The 21593-nt window shown below is 60.0% G+C and carries 19 protein-coding genes and 7 pseudogenes; 11 read left to right on the top strand and 15 right to left on the bottom strand.

Annotated features, from left to right (window positions below):
• Window positions 1–45: 45 nt before the first annotated feature.
• The 11 genes and pseudogenes from GGD50_RS21005 to GGD50_RS20955 all read right to left on the bottom strand — a co-directional run bounded on the left by GGD50_RS21005 (window position 46) and on the right by GGD50_RS20955 (window position 9555).
• Window positions 46–1326 (bottom strand): TRAP transporter large permease, encoded by a 1281-nt coding sequence (locus GGD50_RS21005; protein ID WP_183939064.1) that lies wholly within the window; start codon window positions 1324–1326, stop codon window positions 46–48.
• A complete protein-coding gene (locus GGD50_RS21000; RefSeq protein ID WP_183939062.1) occupies window positions 1317–1895 on the bottom strand; it encodes a TRAP transporter small permease in 579 nt (192 codons plus the stop codon). Before GGD50_RS21000 ends, GGD50_RS21005 begins: the two co-directional genes overlap by 10 nt.
• 122 nt (window positions 1896–2017) lie before the next feature.
• Window positions 2018–2995, bottom strand: a complete 978-nt coding sequence (locus GGD50_RS20995; RefSeq protein WP_183939060.1) for a TRAP transporter substrate-binding protein — start codon at window positions 2993–2995, stop codon at window positions 2018–2020.
• A 243-nt stretch (window positions 2996–3238) separates the two neighbouring features.
• A complete protein-coding gene (locus tag GGD50_RS20990; protein WP_183939059.1) occupies window positions 3239–4120 on the bottom strand; it encodes an amidohydrolase family protein in 882 nt (293 codons plus the stop codon).
• A gap of 113 nt (window positions 4121–4233) precedes the next feature.
• Window positions 4234–5139: a 5-dehydro-4-deoxyglucarate dehydratase gene (gene kdgD, locus GGD50_RS20985; protein ID WP_183939057.1), complete on the bottom strand. Its 906-nt coding sequence runs from the start codon at window positions 5137–5139 to the stop codon at window positions 4234–4236.
• Between the two features lie 71 nt (window positions 5140–5210).
• The gene (locus GGD50_RS20980) at window positions 5211–5951 is read right to left on the bottom strand and encodes a FadR/GntR family transcriptional regulator (RefSeq protein ID WP_343069989.1); all 741 of its coding nucleotides are present in this window, start codon (window positions 5949–5951) and stop codon (window positions 5211–5213) included.
• A gap of 152 nt (window positions 5952–6103) precedes the next feature.
• Window positions 6104–7163: pseudogene (locus GGD50_RS32805) on the bottom strand (LLM class flavin-dependent oxidoreductase).
• Between the two features lie 43 nt (window positions 7164–7206).
• Window positions 7207–7347, bottom strand: a pseudogene (locus GGD50_RS20970) (ABC transporter substrate-binding protein); the annotation flags it as partial.
• A gap of 114 nt (window positions 7348–7461) precedes the next feature.
• A complete protein-coding gene (locus GGD50_RS20965) occupies window positions 7462–8103 on the bottom strand; it encodes a DsbA family oxidoreductase (RefSeq protein ID WP_183939053.1) in 642 nt (213 codons plus the stop codon).
• An 85-nt stretch (window positions 8104–8188) separates the two neighbouring features.
• Window positions 8189–8905, bottom strand: a pseudogene (locus tag GGD50_RS20960) (SDR family NAD(P)-dependent oxidoreductase); the annotation flags it as partial.
• Window positions 8906–8934: 29 nt separating this feature from the next.
• Window positions 8935–9555, bottom strand: a complete 621-nt coding sequence (locus GGD50_RS20955; protein WP_183939049.1) for an FMN-dependent NADH-azoreductase — start codon at window positions 9553–9555, stop codon at window positions 8935–8937.
• An 85-nt stretch (window positions 9556–9640) separates the two neighbouring features.
• Here GGD50_RS20955 and GGD50_RS20950 point away from each other — a divergent pair, with 85 nt between their 5' ends.
• The gene (locus GGD50_RS20950; protein ID WP_183939047.1) at window positions 9641–10018 is read left to right on the top strand and encodes a winged helix-turn-helix transcriptional regulator; all 378 of its coding nucleotides are present in this window, start codon (window positions 9641–9643) and stop codon (window positions 10016–10018) included.
• Between the two features lie 10 nt (window positions 10019–10028).
• On the opposite strand, the pseudogene GGD50_RS20945 reads toward GGD50_RS20950, so the two are convergent.
• A pseudogene (locus GGD50_RS20945) lies at window positions 10029–10798 on the bottom strand (IS5 family transposase); the annotation flags it as partial.
• A gap of 273 nt (window positions 10799–11071) precedes the next feature.
• Between GGD50_RS20945 and GGD50_RS20940 the strand changes: the two are divergent.
• A pseudogene (locus GGD50_RS20940) lies at window positions 11072–11251 on the top strand (ISAzo13 family transposase); the annotation flags it as partial.
• A 219-nt stretch (window positions 11252–11470) separates the two neighbouring features.
• On the opposite strand, the pseudogene GGD50_RS20935 reads toward GGD50_RS20940, so the two are convergent.
• Window positions 11471–12235 (bottom strand): annotated as a pseudogene (locus GGD50_RS20935) (transporter substrate-binding domain-containing protein); the annotation flags it as partial.
• 475 nt (window positions 12236–12710) lie between these two features.
• Complete coding sequence (locus GGD50_RS33520; RefSeq protein WP_414124663.1) at window positions 12711–12962, bottom strand: hemagglutinin repeat-containing protein; 252 nt, start codon at window positions 12960–12962, stop codon at window positions 12711–12713.
• Window positions 12963–13265: 303 nt separating this feature from the next.
• On the opposite strand from GGD50_RS33520, the pseudogene GGD50_RS20925 reads away from it, so the two are divergent.
• Window positions 13266–13723 (top strand): annotated as a pseudogene (locus GGD50_RS20925) (IS630 family transposase); the annotation flags it as partial.
• On the opposite strand, the gene GGD50_RS32800 reads toward GGD50_RS20925, so the two are convergent.
• Entirely contained in the window at window positions 13720–13965 is a 246-nt protein-coding gene (locus GGD50_RS32800) for a DUF6074 family protein (RefSeq protein WP_246451386.1), read from the bottom strand. The pseudogene GGD50_RS20925 and the gene GGD50_RS32800 overlap by 4 nt on opposite strands.
• 232 nt (window positions 13966–14197) lie before the next feature.
• Here GGD50_RS32800 and GGD50_RS20915 point away from each other — a divergent pair, with 232 nt between their 5' ends.
• The 8 genes from GGD50_RS20915 to GGD50_RS20880 all read left to right on the top strand — a co-directional run bounded on the left by GGD50_RS20915 (window position 14198) and on the right by GGD50_RS20880 (window position 21486).
• The gene (locus GGD50_RS20915) at window positions 14198–14479 is read left to right on the top strand and encodes an acylphosphatase (RefSeq protein WP_414125770.1); all 282 of its coding nucleotides are present in this window, start codon (window positions 14198–14200) and stop codon (window positions 14477–14479) included.
• Between the two features lie 142 nt (window positions 14480–14621).
• Window positions 14622–15263, top strand: a complete 642-nt coding sequence (locus GGD50_RS20910; protein ID WP_183939041.1) for a Rieske 2Fe-2S domain-containing protein — start codon at window positions 14622–14624, stop codon at window positions 15261–15263.
• Window positions 15264–15277: 14 nt separating this feature from the next.
• Entirely contained in the window at window positions 15278–16108 is an 831-nt protein-coding gene (locus GGD50_RS20905; RefSeq protein WP_183939339.1) for an aromatic ring-hydroxylating oxygenase subunit alpha, read from the top strand.
• Window positions 16105–16764 (top strand): glutathione S-transferase family protein, encoded by a 660-nt coding sequence (locus GGD50_RS20900; protein ID WP_183939039.1) that lies wholly within the window; start codon window positions 16105–16107, stop codon window positions 16762–16764. Before GGD50_RS20905 ends, GGD50_RS20900 begins: the two co-directional genes overlap by 4 nt.
• A gap of 89 nt (window positions 16765–16853) precedes the next feature.
• Entirely contained in the window at window positions 16854–17954 is a 1101-nt protein-coding gene (locus GGD50_RS20895) for a BMP family ABC transporter substrate-binding protein (RefSeq protein ID WP_183939037.1), read from the top strand.
• Between the two features lie 3 nt (window positions 17955–17957).
• Entirely contained in the window at window positions 17958–19481 is a 1524-nt protein-coding gene (locus tag GGD50_RS20890; RefSeq protein ID WP_183939035.1) for an ABC transporter ATP-binding protein, read from the top strand.
• On the top strand, window positions 19478–20578 hold the full coding sequence (locus tag GGD50_RS20885) for an ABC transporter permease (RefSeq protein WP_183939033.1): 1101 nt from the start codon (window positions 19478–19480) through the stop codon (window positions 20576–20578). Before GGD50_RS20890 ends, GGD50_RS20885 begins: the two co-directional genes overlap by 4 nt.
• Window positions 20575–21486, top strand: a complete 912-nt coding sequence (locus tag GGD50_RS20880; protein ID WP_183939031.1) for an ABC transporter permease — start codon at window positions 20575–20577, stop codon at window positions 21484–21486. Before GGD50_RS20885 ends, GGD50_RS20880 begins: the two co-directional genes overlap by 4 nt.
• The last annotated feature ends 107 nt before the right edge of the window (window positions 21487–21593 follow it).

The following is a 21593-nucleotide window of genomic DNA, read 5'->3' as shown; positions in this document are numbered from 1 at the left end:
GCTAACCCTGGCCTGATAAGCGCAGCTTGACAGCAGCCCATCAGCCTACCGGAAGAGATCCTGGATGAACATGGAGGTTTCCGGAATGAGCGTGACGATCATGAGCGTGGTCCAGAGCGCGACCATGAACGGCCAGATCGAACGGATCACCTTGCTGACGGGCACCTCGCCGATGGCGCAACCGAGATAGAAGGCGGCACCGACCGGCGGCGTATTGAGGCCGATGGTCGAATTCAAGAGCACGATGATGCCGAACTGGACCGGGTCCATGCCGTATTGCGTGACGATCGGCAGGAAGATCGGCGTGCAGACCAGAATATGCGCGGCCATGTCGAGAAATATGCCGAAGATGAACAGCGCTATGTTGACCAGGATGAAGATCACCCATGGCTGGGTGCTGACATGGCTAAGCGCCTCGCCCACCATGTCGGCGACGCCGTAAATGCTCATCAGATAGCCGAACATCGTCGAGATGCCGATCAGCAGCAACACGACACCCGTGGTCTTGGTCGCCTTCGTCACCGCCTTCAAAAAGTTTTCGAACGACAGGCTGCGATAGACGAAAATCGTCAGGAGCAGAGCATAGAGAACGGCAACGGCGCCGGCTTCCGCCGCGGTGAAGACGCCGGACAGGATACCGCCGACAATGATGACGATGATGAAAAGGCCGGGAACTGCGGCCGCAAGACTGCGCCAGACCTCAGTCCAGCCCGGAAACTCGCCGCGGCTGTAGCCGCGCGACCGCGCGACGAAATAGGCGGTCAGCACGTTGGCAACCGTCAGGATCATTGCGGGAATGGCGCCTGCCATGATGAGGGCGTTCATCGACACCAGACCACCGGCGGCAAGCGAATAGATGATCATATTGTGGCTGGTCGGCATCAGCGCGCCGACGAGCGAGGAATAGGTGGTGACGTTGACGGCATAGTCCGCGTCGATCCCTTCCTTTTTCATCAGGGGGATCAGTGCCGAACCCATGGCCGAGACATCGGCGACCGGCGAGCCGGAGACACCACCGAACATGGTGCAGGCGACGACGTTGGTCATGCCGAGGCCGCCGCGCACATGGCCGACCATCGCCTTGGAACTGCGGATGATCCGATCGGCGATGCCGCCATACATCATCAGCTCGCCGGTAAAGATAAAGAACGGAATGGTGAGGAAGGAGAAGGTGCCCATGCCGGACGCCATGCGCTGGAAGACGACCGCCAGCGGCAGCCCTTCGTATAGCACGGTGGCGATCGACGACAGGCCGATGGCGAAGATGACCGGCATGCCGAGCACCAGCCCGCCCACGAAGACTGCGCAGAGAATGATCAATGCCATGAGGGGATAACCTTGATTTTCAGGACGGCGGCGACGATCCGCTCGACGGCGAAGAGGGCGATGAGCACGCCGCCGGCCGCAAGCGGCACATAGCTCCAGGCCTGCGAAATCGGCAGGCCGGGATTGATGTAAGGCGCCATCTCGATGCTGAGTTCGCCACCGCTCCAGGCCATCGACAGGCCAAAGATGATCATGCCGAGATAAACGATGATCTCGGCCGCCAGACGAACACCCTCGGGCGCGAAGTTCAGGAGCGAGTCCATGCCGATGTGGCGTCCGTCGCGAACACCGACGGCTGCCGCCAGGCAAGTGACGTAGAGAATGACCACCAGCGCGAATATTTCGGTCCAGGCGGGGGAGTCGTTGAGCACATAGCGCCCGAAGATTTGATAGAGGACGGCTGCAACGATCAAAAGTGTCCCGACGACCGCGATCATGAGGCAGACGCGCGAGAGCCACGCATGAAAGGCGAAATAGGCGCCGAGCAAGCCCGTTGTGTTGGTGGTGGTACGGACCGCTTGCGAACGCGCGGCGGGATCTGCCGGCAGTGCATGCATATGCGCGCCCATGCTAATCTCCTCGGATTGATCATTTGGTGCTGACGTATCGATTGCCGTCGTTTCGGCGTCTTACAGGCGCCGGGCGAAGGCAGGCGGCGCGGGGGCGCATCAAACGCCCCCGGCAGACTTCATTATTTCGTTGCCTTGATCTTGGTGATCATATCCTTGAGGGCTGGAGCGGTGACGAACTGGTCATAGATCGGCTGCATGGCAGCTTCGAAGGGCGCCTTGTCCAGCGGGATGACCTCGACGCCGGCTTGCTTCACCTTCTCCTCCGACGTCGTTTCCATCGTGTCCCAGAGTTGACGCATGTAAACGACGGACTGCTTGGCGAGCTTGCGCACCAGCGCCTGCTCTTCCGGCGTGAAGCTGTCATAGACGCGCTTCGACATCAGCAAGACATCGGGTGCCATCGAGTGTTCGCTCAGCGAATAATACTTGGCGAGCTCGTAGTGATGGAAGTTGTAATAGCTCGGCCAATTGTTCTCCGCACCGTCGATTAGCCCGGTCTTCAGGCCGGTGAAGACCTCGCCCGTCGGCATCGGCGTGGCGTTGGCGCCGAGCGCCTTCATCATTGCGACCCAGATATCGGACTGTTGCACGCGGATTTTCAGACCCTTGAGGTCCTCCATCTTACGCACCGGCTTGGTGGTATAGAAGGAGCGCGAGCCCGAATCGTAGAAGGCGAGGCCGACGAGGCCATGAGCATCGCAATCCGCCAGGATCTGATCGCCGATCGGTCCGTCGAGAACCGTGCGCATCTGCGCCTTGTCGTGGAACAGGAATGGCAGGACCGGCACCATCATCGCCGGGCAGATGGTGTTCAGCGTTCCGGAGTTGACGCGGATAAAGTCGAGAGCCCCGAGCTTGACCTGCTCGATGGTGTCCTTCTCGCTGCCGAGCTGCGAGTTCGGGAAGACCTTGATCGTATATTTGCCGTCGGTCGCCTTGCTGAGCTCATCGCTCATGTACTGCACGGCCTTGACGGTCGGGTAATCCGGCGCCTGCACGTCGGCTGAACGGAACTGACGGGCCTGCCCCGTCGTAAACGTGCCGAGCGCGAGAAGGCCGGCAAATGCGGTCGTGATGATTCTGGTGCTGCGCTTCATTGTTTCCCTCTTTCCTAATCACAAAACAAGAACGACTGCCCGCTTCCGCGCCTGGAGATCCAAGTCACAATCGGGCTGAAAACACTGGTTACTTTTGGAATGGCAACGGCGGCTTGACCGTTCCGGTCCGCGCCGCGTTCGGCCCAAGCGCCCGCCCAACAACAGCGGTTCCCAAGATGCCGGCGATAGTCATCATCTCCCCTCCTCAACAAAGGCCGGAACTTCCTCGTCCCGGCCGAATTCTCACTGCATTGCGCTCCCGAACGGCGCGAAACCAAAAAGCGCCTCGGGATTGTCGACGAGGGCAAGTCTCCGGGCGTCGGCACTCTGCAGCCAGCCGAGCACGGTATCCGTCAGCGTTGCATCGTCAGGATAATCGGCGTTTTGCCGTGCCAGATTGTGAGGCCAGTTCGTGCCCCAGACGATCCGCTCCGGCGCGTGGGCGGCCACGTCGCGCGCAACAGCGGCGATATCCTCATAGGCGCCGCCGCCGCTTTTCGAGGATTCGTAGCAGCCAGCGAACTTGAACCAGCAATTGCCCTTGTCGATCAGCCGCTTCACGGCCGCAACCTGCGGGCTCGCCGGCGTCACCCCGGAAAAGAATTTGCCGTGATGATCGAACACCCAACGAGATTTCAGCCGCGCCAGCCGGGACTCGTGCTCAAGAATATGGCTGCCGTCGAACTGCACGGCCAGCATCCAGCCGCGCGCGCTCGCCCTGTCATCGATGGCTTCGAGCGCGTCGAGACCGACGGCGCCGCCCGGCAGGTCCATGATGCGCGCCCCGACGACGTGGGCCTCTGCAAGCCTGTCGAGTTCCGCCTCCGGCGTCTCAGCATCGATGACGGCGACGCCGCGGGCGATATCGCCCATTTCGGCAAGGCAGGCATAAAGATTGCCGTTGTCGCGCTGATGGGCATTGCCTTGCGTGATGACCACGCGGTCTATGCCGAGCCAGCTCATTACCTGGCGATATTGCTTAGGTGTCGGCAGACCGCCGGCCGGCAGATCGGGGCCGCCGGGCTGTGCCGGGAAACCGGGCAGATACATGTGCATCTGCGTGTCTATCGTTCCCTGGGGAAGGGCGATGCGAGGCGGAGTGCCTGAAAGCTTGCGCACCAGCATGTCACCTATCCTCCTTACGAAGTCCAACCATCCTCAACGCGTGGAAGAGGCGGCCAAGCCGCAGTCCTGATGGGCATGCGGGACGATATGGACGGGCCGCGGGCGCCATCATCTCACCGCTTCCAGGGCGAGATAAGCTTGTCGAGCATGGCCTCTTCTTCGGCGGTTAAATCATCCAGAGGCGGCCGCACCCTGCCTGCTTCGAAGCCCTGCAGCCTGACGCCGGCCTTGATGGCGGCGACCGCATAGCCCTTGCGGCGATTGCGGATAGCCATGAAGGGATAAAAGAAGTCCTTCAGGATCGTCTCGCAGCGCACACGTTCACCGGCGCGAAGCGCCCTGTAGAACTCGACGGCCAGTGCCGGCACGAAATTGAAGACGGCGGAAGAATAGGTGGTGAAGCCGGCACCGAGATAAGCTTCGGCGAAGAGTTCAGCTGTCGGCATACCGCCAAGATAAGTCAGCCGGTTGCCGAACGTGGCGGTGATCTGGCGCACTCCGCCGATGTCGCCTGTGCCGTCCTTGAATCCGACCAGGTTCGGGCATTCGTCGCAGAGGCGTTTCAGCGTATCGACCGAGAGTACCGAGTTGTCGCGGTTATAGACCATGACGCCGATATCGACCGATTGGCAGATGCGCTTGACGTGGGTGTAGAGCCCTTCCTGCGGCGCATCGATCAGATAGTGTGGTAGAAGCAGGATGCCGTCGGCACCAGCCTTCTGGACCGCCTGCGCCAGCTCGACACCGACATGCGTGCCGAAACCGCAGCCGGAAACGATGGCCGTCTTGCCTGCGGCTTCCTTGGCTGCCCTGACGATGGTCGGGATCTCGTTCGGCGACAGCGAGAAGAACTCACCCGTGCCCCCGGCCGCAAACAGCACCGGAGCATCATAGCCGGAGAGCCACTCGATATGACGCTGATAGCTGTCAGAGCGGAATCTCTCCTCTGCATCAAAATGCGTAACAGGAAAGGACAACAGGCCCGCGCCCAGCGCGGCCTTGATTTCTTGCGGCGTCATCAGGAATTCCTCTTCTGCCTCCTCAGGCAGAAGTTGTCATATATGCATGACGTTTTCCTGTCAACAACTCATCATACAGGTTTGCGCTGTTCGCGCAGAAGCGCGCGATAGCGCTCCTGGCTGCCCCGCAGATGCCTGCGCATCGCCTCACGGGCGCCTTCTTCATCACCATTCGATATCGCAACGACGATCTGGAGATGCTCCTCGTCGATCAACAGGATGTAGGCATCCTGATCGGGCTCGGGGTCTCCCTCACGCATGGCCGCGCGCGGAATGATCCGCGGCCCGATCATCGACAGGAATTCCCGGAAGCGGGAATTGTTCGTCGCCTCAGCGATGGCGAGATGGAGCGCGAAATCGGCCTCGCTTGTCGGAGCACCTGCATTGAAACAGTCGCGCAACGCGTGATGCCGTTCGAAGATCGTCTCTTCCTGTGCCGGCGACCGCCGCAATGCGGCAAGCCCGGCGGCCTCGACCTCCACGGCAGTTCTGAGCTCCAAAAGCTCGATAACGGACGAAACTCGGGCCTGGTCAAGATTCCCGAAGGAGAGCACCGGTAATGCCGGAGATTCCAGCACGAAGACCCCCGCTCCCTGCTGCGCCTCGACCAAACGGTCGGCTCTCAGCGCCGCAATCGCCTCGCGCACGACCGTACGACTGACACCGTGGGTCTCCGTGAGTTGCGATTCGCTCGGCAGCTTGCTTCCCGGCGGAAACTGTCCGCTCGCAATCGCCCGACGCAGCGTATTGCTGAGACGCGCAACCAGCGTCTCCGACCTGGCTTCAGTCTGGGACTTTGGCTGAACGGCCACGTCGGTACCTCTCTTGATCGATTTCGACGATGAGAAAAGCACTGCGCGAAGTCGTATGTCAAGTTGACGCCAACACATGTGGCCGGCAAACTTATGGACAGAAATTATCAACATGTATGATGAGTTTGATTTGGCGAAAAGATTCGTCGCTTTCAACGAATTGCGTGCTGCAACTCAGGCATAGCTTTTTTCTCTTCGCCCGGCGCAATCACGAGTGCGGCCGACCAGCCGAGTTCCGGCGCGATCCGCGTGACGAAGTCGTGGAGAATCTGGCGGTACTGCTCGTGTTCGAACTCGTAAGGCAGTTCCAGCCGCAACTCGCTGACCTCCGGCAACAACGGATCGGCGAAGAGCCGTTCCAATATTTCGTCGGAGGTGCCGACGATATCGCGGGCAAAGCGGGTGCGCTTCTCGCCTTGGGGCGACAGCGTTCGTTCGTTGCGGCCGGCTGCGTAGTCCTGATACCGGCGGCGCGTGACCGCGTCGGCGCTGTCGATGGGCACGATGACGCGCCCAAGGCAACATGACGCTTAGGCACAGCAGCGGACCGATAGGTTTCGACCAAACGTGACTGAGCGACGAAGAAATCATCGGTTCCCTCGCCCGTGATCACATTGCCCGTCAACAGGTTGAAGCCGTTGCGGCCTGCCATTCGGCCGAGCGCTGCGATCCGCCGCCATACCAGATTCGATCGATCAGCCCCGTGGCATAGGGCTGCAGGCGCGGCCGGATGGGGCCGACGGGTGTCTTGATGAAGGTCTGCTCGTCGCCGAGATGGGTGCCGCGCAGATTGTCAGCAAAGCGCAGGACGCGATCATGGGAGAAATCGTTGCCCGTCCAGTCGCCGTCGAAAACCAGAGACGCAATCAGATCGGCATGCAGCGGACGCCCGGCGCTGACGACGATATTCAGGCGCCCACGCGATAGAACGTCGACGGTCGCAAGATCCTCCGCCAATCGATAGGGACTTTCATAGCCGATCGAAATGACCGCCGTTCCCAACTGAATCCGGCTGGTACGCTGGGTTGCCGCCGCCAGGAAGGCACTGCCCGACGAAATACCGGGCTCGAGATGCCGCTGGCGGACCCAGGCGCTGTCGAAGCCCAGCTCTTCCCCATATTGCAGTTGCTGGAGGGTCTGCTCCAGCCCCGATAGCGGATCGTCGTCCGGATAATTGCCGGCGGTCAGGAAACCGATATGGCTGATGGATATCTTGCGGCCGCTCCTGTCATTACTCCCTCGATACCCCAGGCGATCAATATTTCGGCAGGCCGGGCGGATTGGTTTCCGACTTCGGCAGGGCTTCTTCCGAAAGATGCCAGTGATCGAGAATCTTCCCATAGGTGCCGCTGGTGATCAGGTCGTTGGCGGCAACGGTCAGTGCATTTGCTAGGCCGCGTGGACGAATTTGATCAAGCATGGGCCTGTGGCGAACGATGGAGCGGAAGTTGCGGACCGTTTTTGCATGGGAGCGCAACCCTGAGTGTTTTGCTGCGATGGTGACCCGGTGCTAGGCGGACGCGGCGACACCAGCAGCCTCACGGATAGCCGATGCAATCTCGTCTTCGCTGCGTCCTCCGTTGATGGCGATACGCTCGCCGAAGACGAAGTGGGGAACTGACCTGACCCCGGCCGCCATCGATTGGGCCGCTTCCTGCTCGACACGTGCATGTTGCACGGGGTCGAGCGCTATCGCGCGTGCTTCTTCGCGGTCGAACCCATAAGCGACGGCAATGTCCGCGAGGACATCGGCGTCTGAGATGTTCCTTGCTTCCAGAAAATGGGCATCGGTGATCGCTACCGCGAGCCGATGCTGCGTACCTCGTGCCCGCGCCGCAAGGACTAGCCCGTGCGCCGGCTGTGTCCTGTAAGTCCACGGTTGACGGCTCAGGTCGAGATCAAGGCCGGACGCGCGTGCTTCCGCCTCAGGGCGAGCGAAGGACGCCTTCGGATCCGTCACGCCGTAACGCGAGAGGAGAAGATCGGGAATGTAGAGGCCCTCCGCTGGCGCATCGGGGAGCAGAAGGACCGGATGTTGGCGGATATCCACGTCAAGCTCAGGGAAGCGTTCCGCCAGGACCTTATCGAGGCGGTGATGCCCGATGATGCACCAGGGGCAGGTGATCTCGGTGTAAAGATCGATTTGCAGCATTATGTCATCCTTCTGAGCGTTGAGCCGACAGTCTTGGATTAATCTGAGCCGCTTGGCCGCGACTGCGGCGCTTTCCATCTGTAAGTCAGGACGGGCGATTGACGGGGGGCAAGCCAGGGTCGATCCCGGTCATCTTGACTGACACATCCCATAGTCGTTCGGCGAACTGCGGATTTCTCGCCTCCTCAGAGGGAACCCCTTCACCGGAAGGACCTCGCAGCCCGGAAAATCCCGTCGGCCCGTAGTAACCGCCAGGCGTTATTGGCCCAGTCGCTGCGTGCAGCGCGCCCCACGCGCCCATGGCGGGCTTGGCGAATATCAAGCCGATCAGGGTCATCGCTATGTTGCCCCACAAGCTGCCGCGGGCGAGGTTCGTTCCGACAAGACCTGGATGGCAGGCTACCGCCGTTACCGGCGCTCCTGCCGCCCGCAACCGCTGATCCAGCTCGAAGACGAAGAGCAGGTTCGCAAGCTTGCTGGCGCCGTAGCGCGGGAGCCATTTGTAATCCCTCTGCGCGTTAAGGTCTTCCCAATCGATTTTCGCTCCCTTGTGCTGCCCGCTGCTCGTGACGACGATGCGCGATCCTGGCGTTTCCATGAGCTTGGGCAGCAGCAGCGCGGTGAACGCGAAGCAGCCAAGGTGATTGACTCCGAACGTCTGCTCGAAGCCTTGCGCTGTGTGCTTCAGTGTCGGCCCCTGCACGCCGGCATTGTTGATTAGCACAGCGATCTTCATTTCATCTTCCTTTTTGTCGTCTGACTTGGAGCAAGTGCTCTGGCTGCTGACATGCATATTCGTGCTTACAGCCTGAGCAGTTGGCCGGCTCCGCTTTAGGCAGCCTGTTCAAGGACCGCGCGAACCTGGACTTCGGCGGCCGCGATAGCGGCCTTGGCAGCCTCAGGCCCGAAGACGGTGCCTTCCACGCGGACGACTTCAACGTCGGTCAGGCCGATGAAACCAAGGAGGTGGCGCAGATACCCGGTCTGGAAGTCGAAGGCCGCCCAGTCGCCCTCGGAGAAGACACCGCCTGCGGCAGTGACGAGATACACCTTCTTGCCGGTCAGCAATCCCTGCGGCTTGCCGGCTGCGCTATAACCAAAGGTCACTCCCGGCCAGGTGATATGATCGAACCAGGCCTTGAGCTGCGAAGATGGGCCGAAATTGATCATGCCCGAACCGAGGACGATCACGTCAGCCGCCTTCACCTCATCGACGAGCTCCTGGGCAAGGCCGACCGCCTTGGCCTGCTCGGGGGTTCGGGCCTCGGGGGCCGCGACGCGGCCGCCAATATAGGCTTGCGCAATATGCGGCGGTGGGTTGACCGTAAGATCGCGGGTCAAAAGGGTGCCGCCCAAGCGCACCTTGAGGCCTTCGGCGATCTCGGTCGCGAAGCGGGTGGACAGGCCTTCCGGGCCACGGGGGCTCGATGTAACGAGGAGGATGCTGGTCATGATTGCTCCGATGTGAACAGGGTAGTAAATTCTTGTTACTAACGATAGTAAGATCACTGGCAATCACCCGCAAGAAGGCACTTACATGACACTCAGTAACACTGATTTTCCTACCCCCAGCGAAGGTGACGACTGCCGGGTCGTTCGGGAGATCCTCGATCTCGTCGGCGACAAATGGACCCTGTACATCATCGCGACGCTTAGAGATGGACCAGTTCGGTTCAACGAACTGCGGCGCCAGATCGACGGCATCTCGCAACGGATGCTGACGATTAACTTGCGCGGACTGGAACGTGATGGGCTGGTAAAGCGGACATTGTTTCCCACTATTCCGCCGCGCGTGGACTACGAGTTGACGGAGGTGGGACGGACGCTTCTTGCGCCGGTAATGGCTCTCGTAATGTGGGCGAACAGCAATCGGGAGAGCATCCAGGACGCTCGCGTCCGGTTTGATGCAAGCTGAGGGGTGTGGGGACAAATTTTAGCCAGTATCTAGCGGTGGCGAGATGGACCATGCCGAGAAAGCTGTTGGCCAGTTGGTCGTAGCGGGTGGCAATGGCCCGGTTGATCTTGAGATGGCCAAACATGCGCTCGATGCGGGTGCGCAGCTTGTAGAGCGCCCGATCATACTCGATCTGTACGCGTCGGTTCGAGCGACCGGGGATTACGGCCTCGATCTTCCGTTCTGCAAGGTCGACACGGATCGCGTTGGCATTATAGCCCTTGTCTGCGAGTAATGCGTCGGGTGCGCGTTCGGGCAGATCGATCAGGGCATCATATGCCTTGCAGTCCGCCGCCTCACCGCCGGTTAGGGCGAAGGCGATCGGCCGTCCAAGGGCGTCAGCCAGGCAGTGAAGTTTACTGGTGAACCCGCCCCGCGAGCGACCAAGAGCGCGTTGATGAGTCCCCCTTTTCCGCCCGCTGCCGAAACGTGGGCGCGGACTGTGGTGCTATCAATGCTGTAGTGGCCAGTATCCGCCATGATCTCGGCCAGGGTCACAGCGACGTTCTCCCAGACCCCGGCTTCGCTCCATCGGCGGAAGCGACGATAGATAGTGTTCCAGCTTCCGTACTTGGACGGCACGTCGCGCCATGGAGCGCCGCAGCGGAGCCGCCAGAGTATGCCGTTGATGATTGAGCGGTTCTGCTCGGGCGGACGGCCTCGGCCACGATTCTCAGGCTCGATCGGCAGCAAGCCCTTCAAAGCGCGCCATTCTGTTTCAGTCAAATCGCCCCGGCTCAAGCCTGCCTCCAAAAAGCAGCCTTGAATCAACCATTGTGTTCGGCGTCAACGGTAAACTGTGAGGCCTGTTACGTCTGCCTGCAAAACAACGGAGGCGAGTGGATCGAAGACACCGTCGAAGTGCCGTGCGGCCTTACCATCATATGTGCCGCGCGTTATAGCCGCGCGAGCCTGATGCCCACTTAGGAACTGTTGATAAATAAAGGAATCGCAGCTTTGGATTTTTTGCGGCGCCGGGATTCCCTTTTGGTTTGAAGCCTATAGAATCGCGGTGTGATTGACGAGGCCGCCATCCAACTGCGCTATGCTGCGCTTGAACCTGTTCTGGACGAACGTGGACGACGTCGCTTTGCGGCGGCCGAAGCGTTAGCGGCCGGCCGCGGCGGCGTGACGGCGGTGTCGCGGATCACCGGTCTGGCGCGCAGCACGATTGCCCGCGGTCTGGCCGGTCTCACAGTCAAGTCCGAGATCGACACCAATATCTACCCCGTGTTGATCGCATCCATCTCGGCATCGCTGACCTTGATGCCGGCGTCATCAACCGTCATCAATTCCATGGCGATTGGAACTACACAATCAGCCCAATCATCCCACCACCGGTGCGATAATTTATCAACAGTGCCTTAGCGGGAGGTAGGACAATCCGACACGACTGAATTTGTCAACGCAGCCTAGGCCGCTTCCCTTTCGCGTCGTCACCGCCACGTCGGAACGATCCGGCCAGCCGGCGCTCAGCGTGCCGACGCTCTTGATGTTGTTGTCGCGGGCGGCGATGTAGACGAGCTGCGCATGCGGCTGCACGATCACATCGGCACGGCCCGACGCCAGGGCCAGCAAGCTTGCGGCATCGTCGTCGTAATATTGCAGCTCCAGCGGTTTCAGCCCGGCCGCGACATTCTCCTTGCTCCATTCGAGCAGGATACGCTCCTGATTGGTGCCGACGCCGACGATGAATCTGAGTCCTGCCGCGTCCTTCGGCTCCTTGATAGAGCCGATCTTGCTGTCCGACTTGACGTAGATGCCGTGCAGGCCCTGCCGATAGGTGGAGAAATCGAACTTCTCCTTGCGCTGCTCGGTGACACCGACATTGGAGATGACGGCATCGTATTTGCCCGACGTCAGACCCAGCGGTCAATCGATCCAGGCGACCGGCACGAGTTCCAGCTTCAGCCCGAGACTATCGGCGATGGCATAGGCAATATCCGGATCGGCACCGACCACGGTCTTGGCATCCGTTGCATAGGTCGCGAGCGGCGGTCCGCCGGGTGCGACGGCAACCGTGAGCGTGCCCGGCGTAACGAACTTGAAATTCTTAGGGATAGCCGCGACTGCCGTCCCATCCCGCCCGACATGAATGCGGCCCGGCTGCTCGGGGCTCAAATCGAAGGTCAGATCATCGGCACGGGCCACGCTGAAGGACGTCAGCGCCGTCATCATCAAAACGAATGAACATGCCCGGATGGCCGGTATGCCTATGAGGCCAGCGTCATCGCCGAGTATGAGGCGCAAATCGCAACGCTGGAATGTAAGGTTGGCCAACTTGGCGTGGAGTTCCTTAACAAGCTGTATCACTGACGCACGTAGGGTGCGGTCCCAGCGGCGCGGAAAGCAATTTTCCCGCTTCAGCGTATTCAAACTGCTGACCTACGCTGGAGCTCCCGTCGCGTACGACGCGATAAAGCTGGTCAAGTTTCAGCCTTTGCTCTTCAATGGGATTCACTGAGCACCTTCAAGTTCAACGTCGGGGCCAGCCAGCCACTACGGCCCAAATTTCGTGAATCGTATCGAGGTGTAAACCTCAGGAAGGACCTCCTGCAGGCATCTTCTCGTGTTCCCAATTTCTATTTCATCCAGCAGTCGGTCACACGCGTCCTCGCAAGCGAAGAGAGACTGCTTGAGTTGAGCCTTTGCTTCAGAATAATTGGCAAGCCGCTCGTCCAGAATTTGATTCAATAGTGAGATTGTGGGTGATACCTGTGGTTTCAGAACCACCTTCGCCGTAGGAGGCGCTGGCGCCGACTCTGGTGCTGCAGTTCTTCGATGTCGTCGAGCAGCCGAAGTTGACACCTACGCCAATGCTCCAGGAGCTGTTAGAACTATTCGAGTCCGACGTGCCCGTGGCGGCATTGAGATTGATGTCGCCATTCGTTGCAGACAGGAGCATATCACCGGTCGGTGGATCACCTGGTATCGTGGGGATGCCGTCCTTGTCATAGCCGGCCAGGATCTGTGCGCCATCGCTGGTGATGGAGCCCTTCTGCCGTCGTCGGCCAGTCTCATTTGCTATGGCTCAACCTCCCATGAAGAGGCCAAGCAGACAATGTAATGAACTTCTGTGGCAAATGACTTTAGTCACGTGGAACGAAAGTAAGCTTCATTTTGTTTGGCTTCTGTGACAAGAGCAGGAGTTTGATCGATGGCTGGCAGGCAGGCGGACCTCGTCATTCTGGACGGAAAGAAATTTCCGCTGTTCGCCGCGCTCGACATTGCCACGGGGGCGGTGATCGGTCATGGCTACAAGCGTCACCGGGCCACGGAATTCCTCGACCTCCTGAAGCGGATCGACGCAGAAATGCCCAATGGGCCGGACGTGCGTCTGGTGATGGACAATTATGCGACGCACAAGACGCCGAGGATCAAGGCCTGGCTCGCGCGCCGCCCACACTGGCATGTTCACTTCACGCCAACCTCGGCATCCTGGATCAATCAGGTCGAGCGGGGTTCGCAGAGCTGACGCGAAAGCAGTTGCAGCGCGGCGTACACCGTTCCACCGCAGAACTGGAAGCCGACATCGACGCCTTCATCGAAACCCACAACGAAAATCCAACACCATACAAGTGGGTCAAATCCGCCGACCAAATCCTCGCCTCGGTCAAGCGATTCTGCCACAAGACAATGAACCGAACTTCAGATTCAGGTGACTAGCTTCTTGCCTCATTCATCGAAAAGGCGCATTGCAGCGCGATCTGGACCGCATGCATGAAGCAGCTCGCTTGCCGCGATATGCTCTCTTCGTCCATACCCTGCTGTTCGAGCGCAGCGGCAAACGCGGCCATCTCCGACCGCCAGAAGCGGTTGGCTTCCTCACCATGAAGGCGCTGGAGGGCTTTTGCACATCGTTCGACTTCGGCTGTGCGCCGATGGACGGGGAACTGTATAACCGCCATGCTTTCTTTGTCCTTTAAGCCGAATCATCGCAGGATGGCGCAGCATCGCTGCAGGACCTTCACAAAAGGTGAACCCGCTCAGGGTACCGCACCTTGAATTGTCTGGGCGAACGTATTTCGGGAAACTACTGCGAGCGATAGCGCCACAGACCCGTTTCGTTTTTCCGCTCTTTCGCAAATGCTGCCAAGCGCTATTGTGTCATCCTGACGACACCGAATGGCAGGTAATTCAATGATGGCATTACGAGCGGACGAACCGCGCGAACGGATGACGATCCTCGGCGAGGTGAATTCCGCCTCGTTCGTTCCGTGGATACGCCGCCATGCGGACAAACTCGGGCTTTCCCAAGCTTTCCTTCACGCGAGCGCCGATCGGATCGAGCTCGAGGTCGCAGGGCCTGCGGAGCTCATCGATATGCTGGAAATGGGATGTTCGCTCGGCCCGATCGACGTCTGGGTGGACGAGATTCAGCGCAGGATTGTAGATCCCGTAGCGACATCGCAACAGAGATAGAAATGATCCGCTGCCTTTTATTTAACCATTGTTGCCAATGCGAATTTTTTATGCAAGCCTCTGGCGCAACCGAGGTCGCAATGTCGGCAACGGTGTACGGACAAGAACGCTAACGCATTGGCAAAATTGAGGAAGTGAAGGTATGCCATTTGATACGACCGGCTCCTGGACGCCTGTCGCCCTTTCTGCCGATCTGCTGCCGGGAGCAGTTATGCCGGCGTGGACGTCAGCAGGACCGCTCGCTCTCTGGCGCAGCCAGTCCGGGCGGACAACGGCATCATCGGATCGCTGTCCGCATCGCGGGATGCGATTGTCCCACGGCTTTGTGCGGGGTGAAGCGCTCTCCTGCATTTATCATGGCTGGAGCTATTCGCCAGCAGGAGGATGCGTTCGCATCCCTGCCCATCCCAACCTCGTACCGCCGGAAACCATCCGTGTTACGGTACAGGAGGTTGAAGAATCGGATGGCATTATATGGGTCGCGGTCGGCCAACCTGAGACAAAACCGTGGCGCCTGGGCGATCTCGTCCCATTGCGCTCACTGACGGTTGAGGCCGGCATCGCTGCCATCGAAGCCGCGGCTGATGCAAAAACGGATTCGAATGGGCTGATCAGTGTCGCAGATTTTCCATGGGTCCGACTGCTGGCAACTGAGCAATTGGGGCGCACCCTCATTCATGTGCTGATCGAGCAGGATCGCAGCCCAGCCGATCGGATCGCGGCATCGCGCATCGCCGAGGCTCTGCGCCGCCAGGCGGAAACACGCCAGAAGGAGGTCGCGTGACGAAGACCGGCGCGATGATCGATGAATGGTACCCGGTCGGCCTTTTCAGCCAACTCACCGAGACAGGGAGCAAAACCGCGCTCATGAGCGAGCCCATCGAGGTGACACGCACACCAGACGGGAATGCACAGGTAACATCCGGGGACGGACGCGTCCTCCCCGTCCGTGTCCGCTATGGCCATGTCTGGTCTTCCCTTGGCAATCCCACCAAGGAGCTTTTTGGGATCCCCGAGGCCGATCAGCCCGGCCGCAGCTTCGTGGATGTCGGCGTGGTGCGGGTGCGCTGCTCGCCGCTGCGGGCAGTGGAGAACTTCCTCGACATCGCCCATTTCCCCTTCGTCCATACCGACATTCTCGGTGCCGAGCCCCATACGGAAGTCGAAAACTACAATGTTGAAATCCGCGAGGATGAAGACGAAGTCTGGGCAACCCAGGTGAAATTCTACCAGCCGCAGGCCGCAAAGTCCGCTGCCGGTGGCATCACCACCGAATACATGTACCGCGTACCGGCGCCGACCTGCTCGGTGCTTTACAAGACCTGCCCTCCCCGACCGGGCGAATGGGATGTCATTACCCTGTTCGTGCAGCCTCTCGCGGAAGACCTTTGCGACGTATGGCCATGGATGGCCCTGTTTGATGACGTGACGCCGATGACAGACTTGATCCATTTTCAGCAGATGATTTTCTTGCAGGATCGCTCGATCCTCGAAAACCAAATCCCGGCACTTCTGCCGCTGGATCCCGGCATGGAAATCCCGACCAGGGCCGACCTGACGTCGGTCGCCTACCGGCGCTGGCTGAAGCGACACAATTTTACCTACGGCGCACAGTTGGTCGCGCAATGAAGCTTTACGATTACATCCTATCGCCGAGTTGCTACAAGATCCGCCTCATGGCGGCGATCCTGGGCGTCAAGCTGGAAATCCGACCGGTCGATTTCCATCCCGGCGCCGAACATCGCGGACCTGAACTCCTCGCGCTCAATCCGGCGGGCTCCATCCCGATCCTTGAGGATGGAGATCTCGTGCTGACGGAGTCCTCTGCCATTCTCGCCTATCTCGCCGCCCAGAGCGCACGGGAATGGCTGGGAACCAGCACGCCCGAAGAGATGGCGCGTGTGCAGCAGTGGCTTTCCTTCTCACATCGGCTGACGGCAAACCTGGGTGGCGCGCGGCTGCACGAAATGCTCTTGCGCCCCGGCAACATCGAAACATTGCAAGCGCAAGGGATGGCTGCACTGCGCGAACTGGAAGCAGGCCTTTTCGAGCAGGGTCTCCGGGGCATGCGCTTCCTGACATCGAACCGTGCCACCATTGCCGACATCGCTTGCTTCCCCTACGTGGCGCTTGCGCCCGACGGCGGCGTCTCGCTCGATTTCTACCCGAGCATCCGGCTCTGGCTACGCGCCATGCGCAGTATCGACGGGTTTATCGAAATGCCTGGCATTCATCGACTGCACGAGTTGAAGCCCGATCCTCATCCCGCGGAGGAGGACGGATGAGATGGCCGTTGCCTCCTGGAAAACTAGCAAGGCGCAGAAACGGCACTCGCGACAGTGGAACTCTGAAAAGCCAAAAGAGGGGAACTAACATGTCCAACAATCTGACCCGCAGAACACTCATGAAGAGCGTAGCCGCCGCCGGCCTCGCAACGGCCCTTGTCGGTCGCTCCGCATTCGCCGCCGACGAACCGCTCGGCATCACCCTCGTCGTTCCCTCGCCGATCGGCGATGTCGGCTGGGGCCACGCACTTGCTGCCGGTATCGACCCGATCAAGGCGGCCTATGGCGACAAGGTGAAGGTCACCATCCTCGAAAGCATCGCCGAAGGTCCAGATGCCGACCGTATCATGAACAAGACGGTCGCAGACGGAAACCATTTTCTGATCGCTGGTTCCTTCGGCTATCAGAACGGCGCGCTGCAGATCGCCCGCCGCAATCCCAAGGTGACTGTCCTGCACGCCTCGGGTTTCCAGGTCGCGCCGAACTTCTCGCCGTTCGCTGCCAAATATTTCCAGGGAACCTACCTGCTCGGCATGGCGGCAGCGGCCGTTTCCAAGACCGGCAAGCTCGGCTCGGTTTCAGCCTTCGCGATTCCCGAATTGATCACATCGATCAATGCCTTCACGCTCGGCGCGCAGGCCGTCAGGCCCGACATCGAGGTGTCGGTCGTCTGGGTCAACTCCTGGTTCGACCCAGCAAAGGAGCAGGAAGCCGCCAAGGCTCTGATCGCCCAGGGCTGCGACGTGATCTTCTCGAATGCGCAGGATACGCCCTCCGTGATCTCTGCCTGCGAGGAGGCAGGTATCCGTTCGTTCAATCTCAATTCCTCAATGAAGAAATATGCCCCGAAAACCTATCTTGGCTGCGTCGCCACCGACTGGTCGCCCTTTTTCAAGGCATCGGTCGATGCCCATTTCGCGGGAACCTTCAAGGGCGCCAACGCCTTCCTCGGCGTTGCTGACAAGGTCGTCGAGGTCGTCGACTGGAGCCCGGCAATCCCGACCGAAACCATGACCAAGATCAAGGAAATCGAAGCAAAGATCGCCAGTGGCGGCTTCTCCCCATTCATAGGGCCGATCACCAAGGCGGATGGCAGCGAAGGTGCGGCTTCGGGCGCAACGCTGACGGATGCCCAGATCGTCGCGATGGACTGGCACGTCAAGGGTGTCAAGACGCCGCTGCCGAAGTAAGCCATGACCAGCCCGCTCCTTTCGCTGCGCGGCATTTCCAAAAGCTACGGCCAGATCCATGCCAACCGGCATATCGATCTGGACGTAGCGCCTCGCTCGATCCATGCCATCCTCGGGGAGAATGGCGCCGGCAAATCGACCCTGATGAAGTTGATCTACGGCGTCGAGCGACCGGACGACGGAACTGTCGCATGGCAGGGGCAGCCCCTGAGCCTTGCCTCCCCAGCGGAGGCAAGGCGTGCCGGCATCGGCATGGTCTTTCAGCATTTCTCGCTGTTCGAAAGCCTGACAGTCGTCGAGAACATCCGACTGATCGTTCCCGGTCGCAAAGCCGAGCTCGCGGAGCGCATCCGCAAACTCGGACATGAATTCGGCCTTGAGGTCGATCCGCTCGCCCATGTGCATTCGCTATCGGTCGGCGAGCGGCAGCGGGTGGAAATCATCCGATGCCTGATGACCGACCCGAAACTGCTGATCCTCGACGAACCGACATCCGTGCTGCCGCCGCAGGCGGTAGAGAGGCTTTTCGAGACATTGCGCCGGCTACGCGACGGCGGCGTCTCCATCCTGTTCATCTCGCATAAGCTGGAGGAAATCCAGTCGCTCTGCGATCGCGCGACGATCCTGCGCGGCGGACACGTGACCGGTCATGTCGATCCCCGCGAGCATGATGCCCATGAGCTTGCCCGCATGATGATTGGCCGCGACATGCCCGACCCCATGCCGGCACTGCCTTTGGCGGAAGGCGAGAAACGCCTGGAGCTTATCGGCCTCGACTACCGGCCGGATGATCCTTTCGCCGTACCGCTCTCCAATGTCAGCCTGGAGGTACGCGCCGGCGAGATCCTCGGCATTGCCGGAATTTCGGGAAATGGTCAAAGTGAACTCGCAGCGCTGATCTCGGGCGAAACCATCCTGCCGCAGGCTCAACGCGACCAGATTTTCATGATGGGCAAGGACGTCGGCACGCTCGACTCGGCCGCCCGCCGGAAACTGGACTTCGCTTTCGTCCCGGAGGATCGGCTGGGTCGCGGCGCGGTTCCCGAAATGTCGCTGACGCTGAACAGCCTACTGACGGCCCATCCTTTGAACCTAGTTAGGCACAGCCTGCTCGACAAGACGAAGGCGATCGCCTTCACCAATGACTGCATTCGGGACTATGACGTGCGCACGCGCGGTCCCGAGGCGGAAGCCGGCTCGCTGTCCGGCGGCAACCTGCAGAAATTCATCGTCGGGCGCGAAATCATGCTGGCGCCAAAGCTTCTTTTCCTCGCTCAGCCCACCTGGGGCGTCGATATCGGTGCGGCCTCGGCGATCCGCAAGCGGCTCATCACCCTTCGCAATGAAGGCATGGCGATCCTCGTCATTTCCGAGGAGCTCGAGGAATTATTCGAGCTCAGCGATTTCATACAGGTTCTGCACCACGGCAGGCTGAGCCCGCCGCTTGTCACGCGGGCCACCAAACCGGAGGAGATTGGCCGATACATGATCGGAGCACACACACAGCGCGGGCAAGCCACCGCATGAACAGACCTTTCCTCGACGCCTTGCCCAGTCTGGTCCGCCGGGAACGGGCCTCCGTTACCGTTGCATTGCTCGCCCCACCCATAGCCCTGATCGTCACCATCGTTCTCAATCTCGGCCTCTATGTCGCCATGGGACGCGCCCCCGCCGCGGTGATCTATGCGATGCTGATCGAGCCATTCATCTCCTGGGCGTCATTCTCCGAAGTGCTCCTGAAGACCGGGCCGCTGCTTCTCATCGCACAGGGACTTGCGATCGGCTTCCGCGCCAAGGTCTTCAATATCGGTGCCGAGGGCCAATTCATTCTCGGTGCCATCTTCGCCTCAGCCCTCCCCATCTGGATGCCTCAGGCAACGGGCCAGTGGATTTGGCCGGCAATGCTGCTGCTCGGCACCATTGGCGGCGCGCTATGGGCCTCGCTCACCGCCTTCTGGCGGGTCAGGCTGAATGCCAACGAAATCCTCGTTTCGCTGATGCTGAGCTTCGTTGCCGCGCAATTGCTCAATTATCTGCTTCTCGGCCCCTGGAAAGATCCGAATGGCTTCAACTTCCCGCAGTCGGTCATGTTCCAATACGATGCCATGGTGCCGATCCTGTTCGAAGGAACGCGCGTCAATGTCTCGCTTATCCTCGCCGTCGGTCTATCGATTGCGGCATGGATCTTCATGCAGAAAAGCTTCGCCGGATACAAATTGCAGGTCGGCGGACTGGCACCCCGGGCCGCGAGCTATGCCGGCTTCAAGGAGAGCTGGGCGATTTGGCTATCGCTGATCATCGGCGGCGCCGCCGCCGGCCTTGCCGGCGCAGCCGAAGTTGCCGGTCCGCTTGGCCAGTTGCAGCGCTCCATCTCGACTGGATATGGTTATGCGGCCATTATCGTTGCTTATCTTGGCGGTCTCAATCCGATTGGCATCGTCGTGTCTTCGATCGTCATGGCGGCGCTCTATATCGGCGGCGATAATGCCATGGTCTCCGCCAATCTACCCATCGCTGCCGTCCGCGTATTCCAGGGCAGCCTGCTCCTCATCTATCTCATCGCCATGGCTTTCGTACGCTATCGCGTTATATGGCGCCCCATTTCTGCCCGGAGTGCATCATGAGCGCTATCGAGTTCATTCTCGCTGGCATGCTGGCTGCGGCAACGCCATTTCTGCTGGCGGCTTTAGGCGAGCTCGTTGTCGAGCGCGCTGGGGTCCTCAATCTCGGCATCGAAGGATTGATGGCATTCGGCGCTGTCATCGCGTTCATTACCGTTTATCACGGAGGCGGCCATTTTCTCGCTTTCCTTGCGGCCGGGCTCGGTGGCGCTCTCCTCTCGATGATTTTTGCTGGGATTATTCTGGGCTTTAACGCAAATCAGGTCGCGACCGGCCTTGCGCTTGGGATTCTCGGCCAGGGCCTCTCGGCACTGTTTGGCAAGAGCTATGAGAGCCTGACGGTCACTACGCTGCCGAAAATCGCGGTCCCCGGGCTTTCGGAAATTCCGGTCATCGGTGGACTCTTCAATCAGGATATCGTCGTCTGGATCTCTCTTGTCGTGACCATTGGCATCTGGGCACTGTTTGCCTACAGCAAGGTTGGCCTGGTCCTTCGTGCTGTCGGTGAAAATCCGAAAGCCGCTCATGCCATCGGCTATCCCGTCATCGCCATCCGTTTCGCCGCGGTTGCATTCGGCGGCATGATGGCAGGCTTTGCCGGTGCCTATGCCTCGACGATCTACACACCGCTCTGGGCGGACGGCATGATCGCCGGCCGCGGCTGGATTGCCATTGCTCTTGTTGTCTTCGGAACCTGGCTGACATCAAGGATTTTCTTAGGCGCGTGCCTGTTTGGCGCGGTGTCGTTGATGGGGCTCGCTGCTCAGGCCACCGGGCTCGCCGTTCCCTCGCAATTGCTCGCGTGCCTGCCATATCTCGTTACGATCATCGTTCTCGGCCTTATCTCCGCGGATCGCCGCCTACTCAAGCTCAACGGCGTCGCCTCGCTCGGTGAGCCATTTGAGCGGTGACAAGAATGATGGCTCTATTGCTCTTATCACCCTCTGCGGGATGGAAGTTCAGTTGATGGTTCAGGCGTCAGAAAGTGCATAATTTTCGCGCAACTGCACCCATCACG

The organism is Martinezella paranaensis (genome assembly GCF_014200235.1).
GTDB lineage: Bacteria > Pseudomonadota > Alphaproteobacteria > Rhizobiales > Rhizobiaceae > Rhizobium > Rhizobium paranaense.
This window is presented reverse-complemented; position numbering and strand designations above follow the sequence as displayed.

Excerpts from the sequence above, each read along its gene's own strand:
- GGD50_RS20890 (WP_183939035.1), top strand. The coding sequence starts at position 17,958 with ATGACCAGCCCGCTCCTTTCGCTGCGCGGCATTTCCAAAAGCTACGGC.
- GGD50_RS20915 (WP_414125770.1), top strand. The coding sequence starts at position 14,198 with ATGATGGCATTACGAGCGGACGAACCGCGCGAACGGATGACGATCCTC.
- kdgD (WP_183939057.1), bottom strand. The coding sequence starts at position 5,139 with ATGACGCCGCAAGAAATCAAGGCCGCGCTGGGCGCGGGCCTGTTGTCC.
- GGD50_RS20955 (WP_183939049.1), bottom strand. The coding sequence starts at position 9,555 with ATGACCAGCATCCTCCTCGTTACATCGAGCCCCCGTGGCCCGGAAGGC.
- GGD50_RS21000 (WP_183939062.1), bottom strand. The coding sequence starts at position 1,895 with ATGGGCGCGCATATGCATGCACTGCCGGCAGATCCCGCCGCGCGTTCG.
- GGD50_RS20900 (WP_183939039.1), top strand. The coding sequence starts at position 16,105 with ATGAAGCTTTACGATTACATCCTATCGCCGAGTTGCTACAAGATCCGC.
- GGD50_RS33520 (WP_414124663.1), bottom strand. The coding sequence starts at position 12,962 with ATGCTCCTGTCTGCAACGAATGGCGACATCAATCTCAATGCCGCCACG.
- GGD50_RS20895 (WP_183939037.1), top strand. The coding sequence starts at position 16,854 with ATGTCCAACAATCTGACCCGCAGAACACTCATGAAGAGCGTAGCCGCC.
- GGD50_RS20965 (WP_183939053.1), bottom strand. The coding sequence starts at position 8,103 with ATGCTGCAAATCGATCTTTACACCGAGATCACCTGCCCCTGGTGCATC.
- GGD50_RS20990 (WP_183939059.1), bottom strand. The coding sequence starts at position 4,120 with ATGCTGGTGCGCAAGCTTTCAGGCACTCCGCCTCGCATCGCCCTTCCC.
- GGD50_RS20880 (WP_183939031.1), top strand. The coding sequence starts at position 20,575 with ATGAGCGCTATCGAGTTCATTCTCGCTGGCATGCTGGCTGCGGCAACG.
- GGD50_RS20885 (WP_183939033.1), top strand. The coding sequence starts at position 19,478 with ATGAACAGACCTTTCCTCGACGCCTTGCCCAGTCTGGTCCGCCGGGAA.
- GGD50_RS20905 (WP_183939339.1), top strand. The coding sequence starts at position 15,278 with ATGATCGATGAATGGTACCCGGTCGGCCTTTTCAGCCAACTCACCGAG.
- GGD50_RS20995 (WP_183939060.1), bottom strand. The coding sequence starts at position 2,995 with ATGAAGCGCAGCACCAGAATCATCACGACCGCATTTGCCGGCCTTCTC.
- GGD50_RS32800 (WP_246451386.1), bottom strand. The coding sequence starts at position 13,965 with ATGGCGGTTATACAGTTCCCCGTCCATCGGCGCACAGCCGAAGTCGAA.
- GGD50_RS21005 (WP_183939064.1), bottom strand. The coding sequence starts at position 1,326 with ATGGCATTGATCATTCTCTGCGCAGTCTTCGTGGGCGGGCTGGTGCTC.
- GGD50_RS20950 (WP_183939047.1), top strand. The coding sequence starts at position 9,641 with ATGACACTCAGTAACACTGATTTTCCTACCCCCAGCGAAGGTGACGAC.
- GGD50_RS20910 (WP_183939041.1), top strand. The coding sequence starts at position 14,622 with ATGCCATTTGATACGACCGGCTCCTGGACGCCTGTCGCCCTTTCTGCC.